The sequence below is a fragment of the Clostridium sp. DL1XJH146 genome (genome assembly GCF_054819755.1).
In genome coordinates this window covers 1-17589 of sequence record NZ_JBTVVN010000010.1, presented here as the reverse complement: position 1 = coordinate 17589, position 17589 = coordinate 1, and the positions used below count along the sequence as shown (strand labels likewise).

Annotated in this window: 13 protein-coding genes; 4 read left to right on the top strand and 9 right to left on the bottom strand. The window is 30.8% G+C overall.

Annotation, left to right across the window (positions count from 1 at the left end; all coding sequences use genetic code 11):
• Positions 1-160 precede the first annotated feature (160 nt).
• The 3 genes from gshB (at position 161) to ACVHXK_RS06775 (ending at position 4151) form a co-directional block, all read left to right on the top strand.
• Complete coding sequence (gene gshB, locus ACVHXK_RS06785) at positions 161-1210, top strand: glutathione synthase (RefSeq protein ID WP_461205615.1); 1050 nt, start codon at positions 161-163, stop codon at positions 1208-1210.
• Positions 1203-3206 carry a flavohemoglobin expression-modulating QEGLA motif protein gene (locus tag ACVHXK_RS06780; protein WP_461205614.1) on the top strand — a complete coding sequence of 668 codons (2004 nt, stop codon included), beginning with the start codon at positions 1203-1205 and terminating at the stop codon, positions 3204-3206. Before gshB ends, ACVHXK_RS06780 begins: the two co-directional genes overlap by 8 nt.
• A 78-nt stretch (positions 3207-3284) precedes the next feature.
• Positions 3285-4151: a mechanosensitive ion channel family protein gene (locus ACVHXK_RS06775; RefSeq protein ID WP_461205613.1), complete on the top strand. Its 867-nt coding sequence runs from the start codon at positions 3285-3287 to the stop codon at positions 4149-4151.
• A gap of 133 nt (positions 4152-4284) precedes the next feature.
• Here the strand turns inward: ACVHXK_RS06775 and ACVHXK_RS06770 are convergent, their stop codons facing one another.
• From ACVHXK_RS06770 to ACVHXK_RS06745, 6 genes are all read right to left on the bottom strand, one after another.
• Positions 4285-5415 carry a GerAB/ArcD/ProY family transporter gene (locus ACVHXK_RS06770; RefSeq protein ID WP_461205612.1) on the bottom strand — a complete coding sequence of 377 codons (1131 nt, stop codon included), beginning with the start codon at positions 5413-5415 and terminating at the stop codon, positions 4285-4287.
• A 2-nt stretch (positions 5416-5417) separates the two neighbouring features.
• Positions 5418-6614 (bottom strand): Ger(x)C family spore germination protein, encoded by a 1197-nt coding sequence (locus ACVHXK_RS06765; RefSeq protein WP_461205611.1) that lies wholly within the window; start codon positions 6612-6614, stop codon positions 5418-5420.
• Positions 6615-6627: 13 nt separating this feature from the next.
• Positions 6628-8151 carry a spore germination protein gene (locus tag ACVHXK_RS06760; protein ID WP_461205610.1) on the bottom strand — a complete coding sequence of 508 codons (1524 nt, stop codon included), beginning with the start codon at positions 8149-8151 and terminating at the stop codon, positions 6628-6630.
• Positions 8152-8355: 204 nt separating this feature from the next.
• On the bottom strand, positions 8356-8574 hold the full coding sequence (locus ACVHXK_RS06755; protein ID WP_461205609.1) for a DUF4351 domain-containing protein: 219 nt from the start codon (positions 8572-8574) through the stop codon (positions 8356-8358).
• A 33-nt stretch (positions 8575-8607) separates the two neighbouring features.
• A complete protein-coding gene (locus ACVHXK_RS06750) occupies positions 8608-8829 on the bottom strand; it encodes a hypothetical protein (protein WP_461205608.1) in 222 nt (73 codons plus the stop codon).
• A gap of 256 nt (positions 8830-9085) precedes the next feature.
• Entirely contained in the window at positions 9086-11545 is a 2460-nt protein-coding gene (locus ACVHXK_RS06745; protein ID WP_461205607.1) for a PAS domain S-box protein, read from the bottom strand.
• 398 nt (positions 11546-11943) lie between these two features.
• Between ACVHXK_RS06745 and ACVHXK_RS06740 the strand changes: the two genes are divergently transcribed.
• Positions 11944-12204 carry a chitobiase/beta-hexosaminidase C-terminal domain-containing protein gene (locus ACVHXK_RS06740; RefSeq protein WP_461205701.1) on the top strand — a complete coding sequence of 87 codons (261 nt, stop codon included), beginning with the start codon at positions 11944-11946 and terminating at the stop codon, positions 12202-12204.
• A gap of 336 nt (positions 12205-12540) precedes the next feature.
• On the opposite strand, the gene ACVHXK_RS06735 is transcribed toward ACVHXK_RS06740, so the two are convergent.
• From ACVHXK_RS06735 to ACVHXK_RS06725, 3 genes are all read right to left on the bottom strand, one after another.
• Positions 12541-15246: a hypothetical protein gene (locus ACVHXK_RS06735; protein WP_461205606.1), complete on the bottom strand. Its 2706-nt coding sequence runs from the start codon at positions 15244-15246 to the stop codon at positions 12541-12543.
• Positions 15247-15457: 211 nt separating this feature from the next.
• Positions 15458-16663, bottom strand: coding sequence for a sensor histidine kinase (locus ACVHXK_RS06730; RefSeq protein WP_461205605.1), 1206 nt, complete (start codon positions 16661-16663; stop codon positions 15458-15460).
• The gene (locus ACVHXK_RS06725) at positions 16660-17334 is read right to left on the bottom strand and encodes a response regulator transcription factor (protein WP_461205604.1); all 675 of its coding nucleotides are present in this window, start codon (positions 17332-17334) and stop codon (positions 16660-16662) included. Before ACVHXK_RS06725 ends, ACVHXK_RS06730 begins: the two co-directional genes overlap by 4 nt.
• Positions 17335-17589 lie beyond the last annotated feature (255 nt).

Below are 17589 nucleotides of genomic sequence, written 5' to 3'. Positions count from 1 at the left end.
ACTACCAGCCTTAGCATAAAAATAATATTTAATTTGCTAAAAATTATTGTTTTGAATTTTCCAAAAATTTGATTGACGATAGGTATGTTATTCAATATAATTAATCCAAAGATATATTAGATTTTCAATTTATCTAACTAATAAAAGTGAGGTTAATTTTATGAATATTTGTTTTATAATTAATAGCTGGGATACTATAGTTCCAGAAACTGAGTCTACTTTAAGAATGATTCATGAAGCTTACAAAAGAAATCATAATGTAGGAATACTTTATACTCAAAATCTTACAATAAGAAATAATGAAACTTATGGATTTATGAAGATGATAAAAAAAGGTATTGTTGTATCAGAAAATATGGTTACATTTTATAAGAAAGTTCAATTTACTGAACAAATGTTACCACTAAAAGGCTTTGATGTTGTGTTTTTAAGAAAAAATCCTCCATTAGACAACTTGCTATTGAATTTCTTAGACTCAATTAATGATGAGGTTTTCATCGTTAATGATTTAAATGGACTTAGAAAAGCAAATAATAAACTGTATACTTCTACTTTTTATGATCCAGAAAATACATATATCCCTAAAACATATGTATCTAAAAATGTTGATTATTTAAAAAGGATAGTTTCTGAGAGCAAAGATTCAAAGATGATCCTAAAGCCCGTTGATGGTTATGGTGGAAGTGGAGTTATTATAATTGAAAAAGCAGCTACACAAAATTTAAATTCTCTGCTAGATTATTATATCAATACAGACAAAGGTAAAAAATACGTTATGCTCCAAGAGTACATTGAAGGTGCAGAAAATGGAGATGTAAGAGTCTTAATCCTAAACGGAAAAGTAATAGGTGCCTATAGAAGAATACCTTCATCAGATGATATTAGATCAAACATACATGCTGGTGGTTCTGCAGAAAAATATACATTAACTCATGAAGAGAAAGTTATATGCAATAAAATAGCAAAAAAACTAAAAGCAGATGGAATATATTTTGCAGGAATAGATGTTATTAATAAGAAGCTTTTAGAAGTAAATGTACAAAGTCCAGGAGGCATCGTAAACATAAATAAATTTAATAAAGTAAAACTTCAAAAGGATATAATAGATTTTGTAGAAGAAGTAGCTGAAGAAAAAGAAAATATGCTAAAAGAAAAATCTCATAATATAAAAAACAGACAATCTTCTAAAAACGAGGTAGATAATGCTTAAGCTATCCATTGAAGAAATAATAAAAAAAATAAAAAAGGAAGAGCTATTAGATGTAACAGTAGATGATGGGTCTTTTAGTATAGTTATTGAAAAATATGTCCCATTTATTTGTACAGCCATCCATAATGGTAGTAATTTTAGTAAGGAATTACAAGAGAAAAGTATTTTAAATAAACAAGATAGATGGAATGAGGAAGATCCTTTAACGGGAGATTTTATTGATTCTTTGCCTATCAATATAATTGTTAATGACTCTAGATATGAATATGATCTAAACAGAGAAGAAAAAGACTGTATTTATGATACAGCCTGGGGAAAACAAGTTTGGATTGAAAAACTACCTGAAGATATGAAGAAACAAGGAATAGAAAAGCACAGAAATTTTTACAAAGTATTAGATGCATTAGTTCTTAAAATCGAAGAAAAGTTTAATACTTGTATAATATATGATGTTCACTCTTATAATTATAAGAGAGATAAAGTTCACAATGAATATCCTGTTTTCAATCTAGGTACAGAAAGAATAAACACGCCAAAGAACCGCAGATATATATCAAAATTTATAAGTGAACTTAATAAAATTAAATTTGAAGACTTTGATAATCTAGTTGCTGAAAATGAAGTGTTTTTTGGAAGAGGCTATTTAGCAAAACATGTACAGAGTATTTATAGCAATACTATAGTAATGCCTTTAGAAGTAAAGAAAATTTACTGTAATGAAAACACAGGAGATATATATCCTAGTGTAGTCAATACCTTAAAAGAAGGTCTTAAAAATGCAATAATCACAAATTCTTTATATTATATAAATAAGGAAGCTAATACAAAGATAAAAAACAAAACTGATTTATTATCAAATATTGAAGACCCGATACTTAAAAAAGTAGATGCAAAGTTATATTCTTTGCTTAAAAACTTTGAGACACTAACTTATGTTAATCCAAAAAACTTAGAACGTTGCAGAAGGCAATTTTTCGATTCAGGATATAGGCATATTCCAGAGTTTAGTTATATACCACTTAAAGTAGATACTTACGATTTAAAGAAAAACTTATATGCATTACCCATTACAGACATCTCAGATGTATCAGTACAATTAATGTATAAAGAGATAATTAATGAATACTCCACTACCATAGATATGTTAACCTCAAGGGGAACTGAGGATTTCTTATATAATTCTATGAAATTATACGGTAAGCCAAGTAAGGATGACGTAAAGAATGCTAATTATGTTATACAATCTTATGGATTAGACGACGACGAGGATAAGAATTTAACTAAAGAAAAAGTATTAAAATTATTGAAAAATGAGATAGATAACTGGGGAATGGGTGGTAAGATTACCTTCTCAAAAAATATGGCAGCTAGAATTATGGTTAATTCATCAAAACGCACACTTGTAGTTAATGACAAAGCTAAATTTAATTCCAATGATATTAAATTGCTTTCTCAACATGAATTAGGCGTACATATGCTAACTACCATGAACGCTATAAAACAACCTTTAAAGTTTTTGCAATTAGGAACTCCAAATAATGTTGAAACTCAAGAAGGACTAGCAGTATTAGCTGAATGTTTGACTGGAAATATTCATATAAATAGATTAAAAGATTTAGCATATAGAGTAGTCGCTGTAAATTTAATGGTTAAGGGATATGGATTTAAAGATATATTCGAATATTTAATGGATGAGCATAACTTTGATAAAGATTCTGCCTTTAACTTAACTGCAAGAGTTATGAGAGGTGGCGGTTTCACAAAAGATTATATATACTTAAAAGGATTTATAAAAGTATATAATTACTATATAGAAGGAAATTCCTTAGAAGAATTGCTCATAGGGAAAACATCTTTAGAATATATTGATTTATTTAAGGAGTTAATTAATAGAGGTCATTTAAAAAAGCCTACATTTAAAAACAATATATATAAAGAAGGAGAACTTGATAATAAAATTATTGAGTATATATTAAAAAGCACAAAAAACTATTAATAATTATTAATGATAAGCTTTGAAATCTAAACAATTTCAAAGTTTTGATTTATACTTATATAACTGAAAGGGGTAAAAATGGAAGAGTTTTTAGAAATTATTGTCACTAGTCGATATAGCCTGAAGATAGTCTGGAGTTTAATGTGTTTAGTGATTGTTATAGTTATAGCAAGATTACTTAAAAATATCCTTTATAAGAGTATTGATGATAATAACAAATACTACCTAGTAAAACAAAGGATTAATTATATTATTGGTTTTATAATAATTATTATTAATGTCTTTATCTGGGCAGATGACTCTAAAAACCTAACAACTTATATTGGATTATTATCTGCAGGTATTGCAATTGCTCTTAAAGAGCTGATTACCAATATTTCAGGATGGCTATTTATAGAAGTAAGAAGACCTTTTGATGTAGGCCATAGGATATTGATTGGTGAACAAAAGGGCGATGTTATTGATAAAAGATTATTCCAATTTACCCTTATGGAAGTAAGTTCTGCAGAATCAGGGGAACAAAGCACCGGTAGAATAATAGATGTGCCAAACAGCTTTGTATTTGTTCATCCATTAACTAATTATACAAAAGGATTTGAATATATTTGGAATGAGATTAGCGTATTATTAACCTTTGAAAGCGACTGGGAACTAGCAAAGAAATTACTTAGAGAGATTGTAGACAAAGATACTAAAGTAATTACATCTGAAGTAGCAAAACAACTTAAGGATGCTACAAAAAAGTATATGATTCACTATAAAAATCTGACTCCAATTGTTTATACTGATGTAAAAGAAAGTGGTATTCAAATGACTATACGGTATTTATGTGCACCAAAACATAGGCGTGGTACTACAAATAATATATGGGAAGATATCTTGAAGATGGTTGACACCCACGAAAATATAGATCTAGCATACCCTACTAAAAGAGTGATAAATTAATAAGCAAACATAAATTCATATTTAAAACACAAAACCAACATCAAATACGATGCTGGTTTTTTTATATACAAGCTCTTAAATTTCCACATATATCGGGAAGTACCTAGTACCCTTGTGGGAGAACGTTAGTCATTTATTTATTGGGTAATAATTTGCTAGTTGCTAACAACGTTTTTCTCCTAAAAAAATACACAATAAGTACTATAGATGGAATAATAAAATTAACTGTAAAAATAATAAGATAAGCATAATCTTTAATCAGCGATTTCAATATCGCATAGTGAGAAATATTTGTTAGAAGAATAATAATTACAATAATAAAATTCATCGGTATGACAAATGGCTTATATGATTTGACCTTGAACACTTGTGCCATAATCATAGCGGCAGCCAGTATTGTAGAGGAAATTTTAAAAAAGAATACTATAATCCATCCAATTACATTAAAAAACTCTATTCGTTGAATAATATTAAATACATTGATTTGTTGTATACTGCTATAATACGGAAATTTCATTATTCTTGCAAGACCTACTCCAAGAACAGCCTGAGTTACTATGGTTATGAAAGTATTCGTCAATATAAAAGCACTAACTAAAATTATTAGTATTTTTGTAATGGAGTGGTTTTTAGTCTTTTTAACATAGGGAATAAACGAAAAGAAAAGAAAGCAATCGCAAAATCTAGTGGCATTATTAAAACAACTAAAAGTAATTTCAGAAATACTTGTATCACTTAGTATTGGAAGAAATACTTTAAAATCCATATTATTGAAATTTAAAATTGCATAAATTACGATTATAAAAAGTACAAATATAGTCATTGTAACAGCTGTTCTGCATATACACTGAAGACCCTTATATGTAGCATAACAACAAGGAATAATCATAAATAAAAGGATAGCATAATCTGGTGTTTCAGGTAAAACTGCTGATAACAAAAAATCTGATAGAAGCAAAACCGTTATTAATGAGATAAAAATCAAATAAATAGAATATACTACACTTACTAATTTACCTAATTTTTTACCTAGAATAACTTGATAATATTCATTAAAAGCCATATTTGGAAATCTACTTGACAAAATAAGCAAAGGTATAGCGAAAAATATAATCATAGGCCCTGAGAGTATATCTACAATCCATGCATCCTGATTTGCAGGTGCCATAGTTACTGTAGGCATAAAAGAAAATCCAAACAAAATACGATTTAATAAAATTAACGAAATTAGTTGAATTGCTGATATTTTCTCGTTTTTAACCATAACTATTTATTCTCCTTTGCTTCTAATTGTGAATTAGAAACTCCTGATTTCTCAATATTAGTTTTTACTGTAACTTCAATTTCTAAGTTAGAAAAATCTTCATTCCATTCGTTTTTGATTTCACTCCAATTTTCGGGGTATTTTCTGTGGATTAACTGACCAAATCCGAAAATATCTGTTTTGTATCCCTGTACTATTTTTATACAATCTTCAACTTCCTTTTTTATTATATCTGAAGTATTACGCTCAATTTGACTAATTGCTCGAATATTGGAAATATCTTCTTCTCCTGTTTCTTCTCCAATAACTCCACTTATTTCAATATCTACATATCCATAATAAACCTCATCCTTTATTTCTATATTCATTTTACTCTGAGCTTTAATAATTTCCACAGAGTTTATACCCTTTCTATCTGGTGATTTTGATACAATAACACCACTTTTTAATTTGCCCGTAATTAAATTAAAAGCTCTTGTTTCAATCCCATCAAGAAATCCCACTAACTTATCGTCTCTCAAAACAGCCGCCCCTTCTATTGAAGGTATATATTTTTCATTTTTCTTTTCATCTATTTTTAATTTATCATCACTTCTTTTTACAACTTCGATAACTCCTACCACCGGTTCTATTCCTTCTGCATAATATGCTTTTAAAAAATCTATTATTTTTACGGATACTCCCTTACCGTTATATATATTATTTTCATATAATTTTTCAATAAATAACGATGGTATTCCTTCCTTTCCACTATTGATCCCCATAACTTCATAAGCAGGGCTTCCTTTTGTAATTGTGAGATTTATATATCTTCTAAATTCATGATCTCTATTAACTATATCTAAATATTGTGCTAACCCTTTGTACGCCGCCTTTTCATTAAAGAATAAAACATTAGTGTGAGGCCAATATAACTTTTTGTCGAATTTTAATGTTGCATTTCTAATTGCATCCAAAATAGATGCTCCTTCACTTTGCAAATAAGAAACATTCTCTTGATCTGTTCCCTTCGTGTTTATACTTTTAGGTTCCATTATTTCATAGGAGAGTTTTACTTTATCTTCTTCTTCATCAATTGCAATAGCACCAACAATACCAAGTTCATTTAGTTCTTTTTTGTTCCAGCACCCAGTAGCAAATGATAACATAAAAATCATTAAAATAAGAAGACTTCTTTTTATAAAATAAGAATGCTCCATTTAACCACCTCCCTCAACTTTGCTTTCTTTTGTTTCTACCTGAAATAAACTCAGGTCTTTTTTTCATTGTCCATAAAGGGAAGCGAATAAGAAAGTCTTTTAATCCTTCAATATTTACAGGCGCCAAAGGAGATAAATAAGGGACCCCAAAAGACGTTAAAGAATTAGCATGTATTATCATTACAAATGTTCCAGCAGTTATTCCGTATATGCCCATACTTCCTGCTAATATCAGTAATATAAACCTATATAAGGTAACCATTTCATTAAGAGATGGTACTATAAAAGTAGCTACAGCTGTAAAAGCAATAACGACAATTAAATCTGCGCTCACTATCCCTGCCTGAACAGCAGCCTCCCCTAGCACCAAAGCTCCTACTATACTAACAGCTGAACCTAAAGCTTTGGGCATCCTTGTGCCTGATTCTTTTAACAATTCAAATGCAATAACCATTAATAGCGCTTCAAGAAATGACGACAAAGGTGTTCCTATATTTGCACCCGCCATAGTAAGCAAAAATACTGTGGGAATCATTTCTTGATGAAAAGTTTCCAGAGCAACATAAAATGCTGGAAAAAAAATGCTAGCAATAATAGCATTCATCCGTACAAACCTCATCACCGTTGCAATATATGGTCTACTATAATAATCCTCACTGGTGTGAATTGTTTCAATAAATAAATGTGGTACTGTAATCACCTGAGGTGATCCGTCACACAATATTGCCACTCTTCCCTCCAAAATCTTTGCAGCAACAATATCTGGTTTTTGTGTATTTCCTACTGTTGAAACAGGTGATATATGACTATCTTCAATATATTCCTCCAAAGATCCGGTATCTAAAATTGCATCAATATCAATGTTAGATAGTCTTTTCCTAACCTCTGCTAACACTTCAAGACTTACTATCCCATTTATATACACAATATTCACTTTCGTCTTAGTTTGCCTACCAATACTCATCTCTTCAAAAACAAGGTTTTCATTTTTAATCTTTCTTCGAATTAAAGCTCTGTTTATATTTATACTTTCGATAAATCCTTCCTTTGGCCCTTTGATTACCATTTCAGATGCAGGCTCGGCAACAGCTCTTTTTTCCCATCCAATACAAGAAATTGATAGTGCAAAGGTTACCCCTTCAATAAATATAATTGTATTACCATCTGCAATATTAGTAATAACTTCCGGCAAATCATTGATTTTTTTTGTATTTGTAACTGGAAACAGTTTTTTAATAGTTTCAAAAGTAAGGTCTTTATTAGTTTCTTCATTACTTGCTTTTAATATAAAAGGATTGATAATATCTCTATCTAGTATCTCCTTTTTCACAATATCTTCTATATAAATCACAAGAGCTTTCATGCCAGAAATCGTCTCGAATTCATAAAAAACAACATCTATACTATTGTTAAAGCTATTTTGTAATATTTTTTTATTCTGCTTAATATTATCCGATATACTATCCATATTGGCTTGTTTATTGTCTTTTGCTTTTTCGCCTACTTCGCTTTCTTTATTAATGTCTATTTTTTTCATTATATTATTTTCACTCCTGATTTTTCCTAAACAATATATATATTAATTTCCCCCATATTTTAAATATATATTCCGAAACAAGTTCATCGATTTTGTATCTAGAGTTTTTAAGAACATCCTATATATGAGAGGTACTGCAATATATCTGTAAATAAAAATAATTCAGCCTCAAAGTTGCGAGGCTGAATTATTTAGTATTTGAATTTAAAAATATTTTTCAAAATCATTTAAACTCTCCAGTTCAAAAATATCCACTAATATTATATCAATAACTCTATTTGATAAATTCTTGATTTTTTTCTCATCTTCCTCAGTAATATTACCAAATTTCTTTGTAAGCTGTTTTATTAGTATTTCTGATTTTCCTTCTTTAATTCCCTCTTTTATACCCTCTTCTCTTATCATTCTACCTATCTCTGTCATCTCAAACACGTCCTTAAACTTATTTTTACTTTTTTAATCTCCGAATTTTTCTAATAATGAATATAGTAATGTTACGCATTGTAATTTAGTATCACTATCCTTTATGTTTTCAGCTAGTTCTATGCTCTCTATTGCTCTTTTGTCCCTATTTACGCTACCTTTCATAAGTGGTAGAAAACTTAATGATAATAAATCTTCATCTGTGAGTTTTAATCCCTTTTCTATCTTCTTTCCTATTGATTGTTTGAAACTCAAAATGCAAATAATTATCATCCTCTGTATAAAATAAATAGTTTATTTTGAAAATCTACTTTTGACTGAAGCTCAAGCAAAAGTTCTTTAGTGCATGTATTATTTTTCTAATAATAAACAGATTAATTAAACAAAAATTTCATCTTTAAGGACACAAATCCAGCACCAAATACGGTGCTGGATTTCTATAAAATATTTTTTATACAAGTTCTTGAACTTCTACATAAAACGGGAAGTACCTGGTACCCTTGTTACATTTTTATTGAATAATTTCAACAAATATTTTTGCTATTCGAGGTTCAAATTGTATTCCTGCACATTTCTTAATTTCATCAATTGCTTCAGTTTTTGACATAGCTTTTCTATAAGTACGATCTTGTGTCATTGCATCATAAGCATCTGCAACAGATATTATTCGCGACAATAGCGGAATTTGTTCACCACTTAACCCTTGTGGATATCCACTTCCATCCCATTTTTCATGATGAGAAAGTATATAGCTTGCTACATGAGATAGTTCTGGTGTAGATTGTGCTATCCTATATCCGATTTCAGAATGTTTTTTCATCTCAATCCACTCTTCATCAGAAAGTGAACCCTTTTTAAGAAGAATCTGATTATTAATGGCTATCTTACCTATATCATGCAACATTGAAAATAGTTTAATTTGATTGAGTTCATCTTCTGATAAATTTAATGCTTTACCAATCATAATAGATATTTCTGTCATTCTAGTAGCATGTTCTTGTGTTTCGTGGCTTTTTTCATATAATGTACTTTTCATAGATTCAATAATTGAATTATGCATGCTTCTACTTTCAAGCAACTTACTGTTATACATATGCCTCTCTGCTATTTTCATTGTTTCAATGATAGATTCATTTATATTTTCTTTTGTTGCACATCCTAAAGAAATGCTATGTATAATTTCATCATTTCCTAAATCCAATTTTTCCTTTTGACATGCACATTTAATTCTCTTCTGGATTTCATTGACCGTCTTTTCGCTAGTTTTGGGTAATAATAAAACAAATTCATCGCCTCCCCATCTCACAGCAATATCTTCAGCACGACAATTATTCACAAATATATTTGCAATTGACTTAAGTAACTTATCGCCAGAATAATGTCCAAATACGTCGTTTGTAAGTTTTAATCCATTTACATCACCCATAATAATTGAAATAGGTAAATTACATTCATTGTCAATATCTTTTATGCATTTTTCAAAAAATTCTCTATTGAAAACCCCTGTCAATGTATCATGATAGCTTAAATACTCAACTTTTTCTTTGCTCTCCTTTAATTCAGTAATATCAGTTAATACAATAAATGTATTTCTTTCACCCATATAGGTTATCGTATCTGCAGATACTAATCCATAGAAATGATTTTCATCAGTTTTTATCTTTATAATTAACTTATCTACCTTGCCAGTATCCTTTATCATTTTTAATATCTTTTCAGCTGCCGTCATCTCATCTGAACTTAAAAAATCAATAAACCGCTTTCCGATAAATTTACTTTCATCAGCTTTAAAAATGTTTTTACATGCATTATTCACTTGTGTAATTGTCAAACTATCTGTTTTACATACCATAATTGGTGATGGATTACTGTCAAAAAGCCTTTCAAATTTATCTAATGCCGCTTGTTGAGCTGATAAATCTTTCGAAATACCAAACAAAACTTCTTCTCCATTCCAAATACCAGACCATATCCTTGTTTCAACTGGAATCAGTCTTCCTTCTTTAGACTGAAGTGGTAGTGGACAAGCATCCCTTTTCCCCATAATCATCATTCCAACTATTTCTTGTGCTTCTTCACGATATTGTTGTGGATGAAGTTCAAGAACATGCATACTATGTAATTCTTTTTCAGAATAGCCCAATTTCATTTTCGTTGCTTTATTGGTATATATTACATATCCAGCTTTATCCAAAATTATCAGTAAATCATCTAATGTATTGAACAAATCACGAAAATTAGCTTCACTTTCAGCAATCTTTCTTCTAGCTTCATTAGTCTCAGTGATATCATTCATTACAGTGAGAAGGTATTTCTGGTTTTCTATATCTATAGTATCAATAGAAAATAAGCCATCTAAAATATTACCCGTTTTAGTTCTTACTTTGACTTCATAATTATTGACCTTCCCATGCTTTTTAAAAGTGCTAAGAACTCTATTTCTGTCATCAATGTTCACAAACAAATTTAAATCAGATGATTTTGTCCCTATCACTTCTTCCCTAGTATAGCCTGTCTTTTCAAAGAATGACTTATTGGCTTCAATATACCTTCCCGTTTCAATCTCACTAATTGCCATTAATGATGAATTATCATTAAATGCTTTTGAGAATCGATTATTGGCGCTAACTAATTTGGATACATCTTTGCATATTAAAAATATTACTTTTTTGTTCTGCCATATGCCCGCTTCCCTCTTTGTTATAACAGGTATAACTTTATCTTTTCTAAGACATAACATTTCTAAACAAGAATCATCCTGCCCTTCAATGTTTAAAGAATTGCAATCTTTTTCTCCTTTGTTAAAAGCAAGGAGAAAGTCAGAAATTTTCATCTCTATTAATTCATCTTCCGAATATCCTAAAGTAGAAATTGCATATTTATTTGCAGCTAATATGTTTTCTTTTTCCCCTAATATAAAACATAAATCATCCAACATATTAAACAGTTGAAAAAATGAACTTTTATCCATACTCAACCTCCAATATTTTTCCTAAATTGCTTCAACAAGACTCATCCTTTGTTGGTTTATATTCTAATTATATATGATTTTCGACAAAATTTATAGCTTCCAATCATTTCTTTATCAACTATTCGATTAGATAACAAGTTTGTCGCCCATGTCTCCTCACAAAGACCTCCAGGGTAATAAACATTTCATTAAAATTGTAAGTATTTGTTCATACCACCCGATGGTATTTGTCTGACATTAATATGAAAGGTAATTCAAATAGATCTGTATATAAATTACATTCATTTTAGTTTAACTCCTTTCATAAACACATAAATTAATTGATATTTTTTAAGCTTTCTATATATTCATCTATTTCTATCCTTATAATATTTACAGTTGGCCCATATATTACTTGAATATATTTACCCCTAACGATTACATTAATTGATGGTTCCCAACCAACTGAAAAAAGTAACAAATATATATCTGAAATAGAAATTGCTGAGACAAGCACTCTGAAATATTTTGCAATAGACAAGGTTGCTGAGGTAACTCTTGATGCAAACAAAACCACTATAGTTCTTGGTAAAAACTCTGATAAATTAGCTGAAGTACTTAAAGTTCTAAGTGACGACGAAGGAATTAAGTGGACGTTCAATGGGGAAAATATCAAATAATCCTCTAGCGAAATTCACTAGGGGATTATTTATTGACTATTTTTCACCAATGCTTAATAATTCCATTATACTTAAGATAGTTTGTAGACTTACAATATTTTTCAAATTTTCTTTATACTTTATTAGTTACTCTTTTAACCATAAGTACATGATAAAATTGCCCTATCTATCTTTTTTATCATAATTTGGATTACTCACATACAATGCAAACCATTAAATGTGTTGAAAAAGCAGACGTTTTAGGTTAACCCTAAAACGTCTGCTTTTAAACTAATGGGTCAGTAGATAGATTTGTGTTTACACAAATCTATCTACTGACCCAGACTAATTTATTTATTACTCATATTTCACTGATGACCTGCCACTATCTGCATATGTGTCAGTAGGTAAATTATTTGCAAATGTAGTTGCGTTGTCAAGAATAACATTTCCTGCATTACTTGCAACTATAGCTGCATCTGTAGACGAGTTACCATCAAAGCTTGAATTAACTATTTTACCATAACTTCCTTCATAAACATAAAGCGCTCCACCGTTTGTGCCTGCTTTGTTATTAGTAAATGAACAACTGTCTACATAAACTGATGAGTAGATGTCTATCAATAGCTCCCATGAATCATCTATTAAATCGAAGTCTGTTTCATTTGGTACTGCTTGAGATGCACGGTCTATAACATATATTGCACCACCAGCTGTTTCTGATTCATTATTATCAAATATACAGTCTGTGAAAGTAGACATTGCACCGTAATCAGTAAATGCTGCTCCACCTTTATAGCTTGCATAGTTATCTGCAAAAGTACAATCTGTATAAATTGCATTAGTACCTGCCCTATCTAATGTAGCTCCACCATATTGTGCTGTATTATTTGTAAATGTACAATTATCATATACTGGATTACCGCCATGGTAAGTATAAGTTGCGCCACCTTCTTCAGCATAGTTATCATCAAATACGCAATTATAAACCTCTGTGTCAAATCCTAAAGTTGGCTCTTCGTCAGGTCTTACTCTGTTTCCTGCTAAGTAGTTCAGCAAACCGCCACCTTTATTATCATATACATAACCATCTATACCATCTGCGTATCCGCCTGTAATAGTAACTCCATCGATTATAGCTTCATCAGCTCCGATAAGAACATGATAGCTATTGTCAGTTTTTATTGTAGTATCACCAATTTCACCACTTAAAATAGTTTCATTGTTTTCATAATCTCTTTCATCAGCATTTGCTTCTGTTCCATCAAATCCACCATATACATTAACGCCTGATCTTAAAACGAATGAATCTTCTCTATTTTCACCTGTGTAATATATACCCTCTGCTACCCAAACATCAACATCTGTAGCATTTAATTCGTAAGCTGCATTAGCGTAATTTATAGCATCTTGTAATGATGTAAACGCATCTGCCCAACTGCTACCATTTCCATTACTAGTTGCATCTGCATCTACATATACAACTACTCCAATATCACTAGCATCCTCTGAAGCTACAGGATTTGTAAGGTCCATTTGAGTTGGCTCATCATTTCCTTCAATTGAATATAAATACTCAATTATTTCTTCATAATCTTCATCTGTTCTAGTTTTAATAATATCTGCATTAAATCCGATTTCTCCACCATCAATAGCTGCTGACTCTGCAGGAGAACCACTTTCTAAACTAAAGTCCATATTGTCTGCATCAACAAACATTGGGTCAGTATCTAATACAGCCTCACCATTATATCCACCTTGGACAATTGAGTATTCAACCTTTGGATTACACTCATTCCAGTTGTATACAGCAATTTTATCTTGGTCACAATAGTTACCCCATATGATAGAATCTATCAATATTGGATCATTAAATGGACCTGTTCCTTGATATAATGCAGCTCCAGCTTCACTTGCTGTATTATTATAGAATGTAGTGTTTGAAATTACAGGATTAGAAACACCATCATTACCTAAAGCAGCACCTGATTGTGCATAGTTATTAATGAATAAACAGTTTTCAAGTAAAGGACTTCCTCCGAAATCATTATAAATAGCTCCACCTTTACCATCTGTACATTCATTTCCGTCAAATATACAATCAATAAAAATCGCTTGTGACATCATATCAATAGAAACTCCGCCACCTCTTCCGACAGCTACATTATTACTAATAGTTGTATTAATAAATGTTGGAAGATCATCTAAGTCACCAGTTCCCATGATGTATACACCTGCACCTTTACCACTTGAGTTGTTAGTAATAGTACAGTTTTTAATTGTTGGTGCAACTTCCCAGATTATAATACCGTTACCGTTTGATGAAGATGAAGCATCTCCTTCTGTAACTGCATCTGGTGTAGAGTGACCTGTTGAAACGCTGTCACTATCTGACGAGTCTGACTCACCAGTTGGTAGTTCACTATCTGCGCTACCGTCGGTAGTTGGTGGCATCATTTTCTCGTCACTTTCTCCATCTGTTGGAGGTGTCATACCCTCTTGACCTTCTCCATCTGTTGGAGGTGCCATTTTTTCCTCACCAGCATCTTCTCCACTAGCATCTGAAGGTGGTCCCATCATTGTTTGAGTAAATGCACCGTCTGAAATTGTAAACCCATCAATTAGAGCATTAGCTGCAATAACTACTTTAACTGAATTATCAGATGAATCATCCTTAACCCCAATATCTCCTGAAAGAATAGTTACATTATTTTCCCAATCTCTTGCATCTAAACTTTTTTCATCACCTTCAAATCCACCATAAACTGCAACATCATCAACCATTGTAAAACTCACTGAAGTATCTTCATCCTCTGTAGGATAATATGTCCCCTCAGCAACCCAAATTTCATTGACATCAGTTGCTACTTCTAGTGCATCTTGTAATGAAGTATATGCATTATCCCAACTTGAACCATCATTATTTCCAGTAGCATCAGTATCTACATATATAACTTCTCCGCCACCAGTAGTTGCTGAATTCTCTGCACTATCTGTGCCGCACCCTACTAAGGTTACAAACAAACTGCAAACCATCAATAAAGAAATAATCTTTTTTTTCATATTCTTTTCTCCTTTATAAATAATAAATTATGTATTATATGATTAAACCACAAAAAGTAAGTTGAACTAATTTCAGGCACAATATCTACTGCATATTGAACATTTATGACACTATACATTGTGCCTGAAGTTCAACTAAAATACCTTTTGTGAAATAACCATTATATATATAATACATAACGAACCTTAAAGAAACATTGAAAAAATCACATTACCCTCGCAATGTGATTTTAAAAACAATATATTCATTTGGAATACTTTCTACATGAATCTTACCTTTATGCATATCTACTATATTTTTAACAATAGATAATCCTATACCATGTCCCCCTGTCTCTCCATTTCTCGAAGCATCAGCCCTATAGAATTTATCAAATATCTTATCTTTCTGCTCTTTTGTAACACCTATACCTTCATTAAACATTTCTATTATTTTAATATCACCTTTTGTATGAAGACTAGCTTTAATGATAGAATCCTTCTTTGAATACTTAATAGCATTTTCCATTAGTGCTCCTATCATTTTACGAAGGCCCTCTTCATAGCCCTTAAACATAATATTCTCTTCTATTGTAGTTTCTATACGATTTCCTTGCTCATACGCTATAACTTCTAGAGGTAATATAGTACTTTCCATTATATTACTAAGGTTAAAGGAAAGAAAAGTATAATTCTTTTGTTCTGTTCGTGCTAGTAGTAATAAATCTTGAATCAAATTACTCATCCTCTTTATACCTTCACTCATTGCACTTGTTCTGTTACTTTTGCCTTTTTCTATCTCTAACATATCTAGGTTAGCCGAAATAATAGATAATGGTGTCTTTAATTCGTGACTAGAATCGGAAATGAATCGTTTTTGTTTTTGAAAAGCTACTTCAACTGGTTTTGTGATGTATCTAGAAAGAATCGTAATCAGAATAAATAAAACTCCAACGCTTAGAAACCCAATGCCAATGGACAAGGATAGTAGTTTCTCAAGCATACCCTCTTGAACTACCGTGTCTGCAAACACAACAATATATCCATACTCTATTTTCTTCACCCGGTATCTATATCCTTCTATAGTACCGACAAAGTCTTTATTATTAATAATCTTATTTACAATCTCATCAATATCAGCCATAGGCATTTTTTCATCATTAAATATAACTTCACTTATCTCACCCTCAGATGTTACCTTAAGGGAAACTCCTTTAATCATTTGTATTTGACTAGGGGGACCATCGGGTCTGCCTACTATATGTTCTGACTCTATCAATTTACCATTATTATAAGTTATACTTTCAAGAAATGCATCAGTATCTTGTAATGCGATCTGTCCCATAAAAATGTTTATAGTTATAAATATAGCAGATAATAAGATAATTAGAGCAGTCATAGCAACTACAACAATTTTAATACGCATTTTTTTAATCATAACTGGTCCTCCAATGAATATCCCAGTCCTCTTGACGCCTTTATCTTAACATTAGAACGAATAAACTTCAGTTTCTTACGTACAAAAGAAATATATACTTCAACCGAATTGTATTCACCCTCATAGTTATAGCCCCATATTTTTTCAACAATTTTATCTTTAGTTATGATTTGTTTTGGATTTTCCATTAAGATTTCGAGTATTTGATATTCTTTCAAACTTAGCTTAACTTCTCCTTCATCTGTAGAGGCCTTTAAACATTCTTTTTCCACACTGAGGTCTGCAAAGGTTAATACATCTCCCGTAAAGATACCTTTCCTTCGTGTAGCCGAACGGATTCTAGCCATCAATTCTATTGTTTGAAATGGTTTTGTAATATAATCATCTGCTCCACAATCGAGGCCCATGACTTTGTCTTCTACCTCAGATATAGCCGTTAACATTATAATAGGTGTAGAAATTTCCTGCTTGCGTAAATTTTTCAGCACTTCAATACCATTCATTTTCGGCAACATAATATCTAAAATAATAAGGTCGTAAATGCCTGAAAGCCCGTATTCAAGTCCATCCTCACCATCATATACTGCATCAACGATATATTTATCTTTTTTTAGCAGTTCCATAACAATATCCGACAAAGACCTCTCATCTTCAACAAGTAAAATTCTCATCTGATATCTTCACCACCTTTCTCGTTTATTATAACAAACTATAAGGTAATTCTGTACCATTGAGTGGCCATAAATAATATTTATTTGCTTACAAAAAACAAAGACTAGTTCTCAGCGCTAGTCTTTGTCTTATACATTTATTTATTTGGCAAAACCTCTAAAAGAGGTTTCCCTTCATCTAAAGTACAATATCAGTAACAGTCTTCTCTTCAATGTAAGCAGAATCTTTAGCTGCATAATCACCAGAAGAAGTAT

Coding starts and splice junctions, on each gene's coding strand:
- ACVHXK_RS06730 (WP_461205605.1), bottom strand. CDS start 16,663: ATGATTAAAAAAATGCGTATTAAAATTGTTGTAGTTGCTATGACTGCT.
- ACVHXK_RS06735 (WP_461205606.1), bottom strand. CDS start 15,246: ATGAAAAAAAAGATTATTTCTTTATTGATGGTTTGCAGTTTGTTTGTA.
- ACVHXK_RS06770 (WP_461205612.1), bottom strand. CDS start 5,415: ATGGTTAAAAACGAGAAAATATCAGCAATTCAACTAATTTCGTTAATT.
- ACVHXK_RS06725 (WP_461205604.1), bottom strand. CDS start 17,334: ATGAGAATTTTACTTGTTGAAGATGAGAGGTCTTTGTCGGATATTGTT.
- ACVHXK_RS06775 (WP_461205613.1), top strand. CDS start 3,285: ATGGAAGAGTTTTTAGAAATTATTGTCACTAGTCGATATAGCCTGAAG.
- ACVHXK_RS06780 (WP_461205614.1), top strand. CDS start 1,203: ATGCTTAAGCTATCCATTGAAGAAATAATAAAAAAAATAAAAAAGGAA.
- ACVHXK_RS06760 (WP_461205610.1), bottom strand. CDS start 8,151: ATGAAAAAAATAGACATTAATAAAGAAAGCGAAGTAGGCGAAAAAGCA.
- ACVHXK_RS06755 (WP_461205609.1), bottom strand. CDS start 8,574: ATGACAGAGATAGGTAGAATGATAAGAGAAGAGGGTATAAAAGAGGGA.
- ACVHXK_RS06765 (WP_461205611.1), bottom strand. CDS start 6,614: ATGGAGCATTCTTATTTTATAAAAAGAAGTCTTCTTATTTTAATGATT.
- ACVHXK_RS06745 (WP_461205607.1), bottom strand. CDS start 11,545: ATGGATAAAAGTTCATTTTTTCAACTGTTTAATATGTTGGATGATTTA.
- gshB (WP_461205615.1), top strand. CDS start 161: ATGAATATTTGTTTTATAATTAATAGCTGGGATACTATAGTTCCAGAA.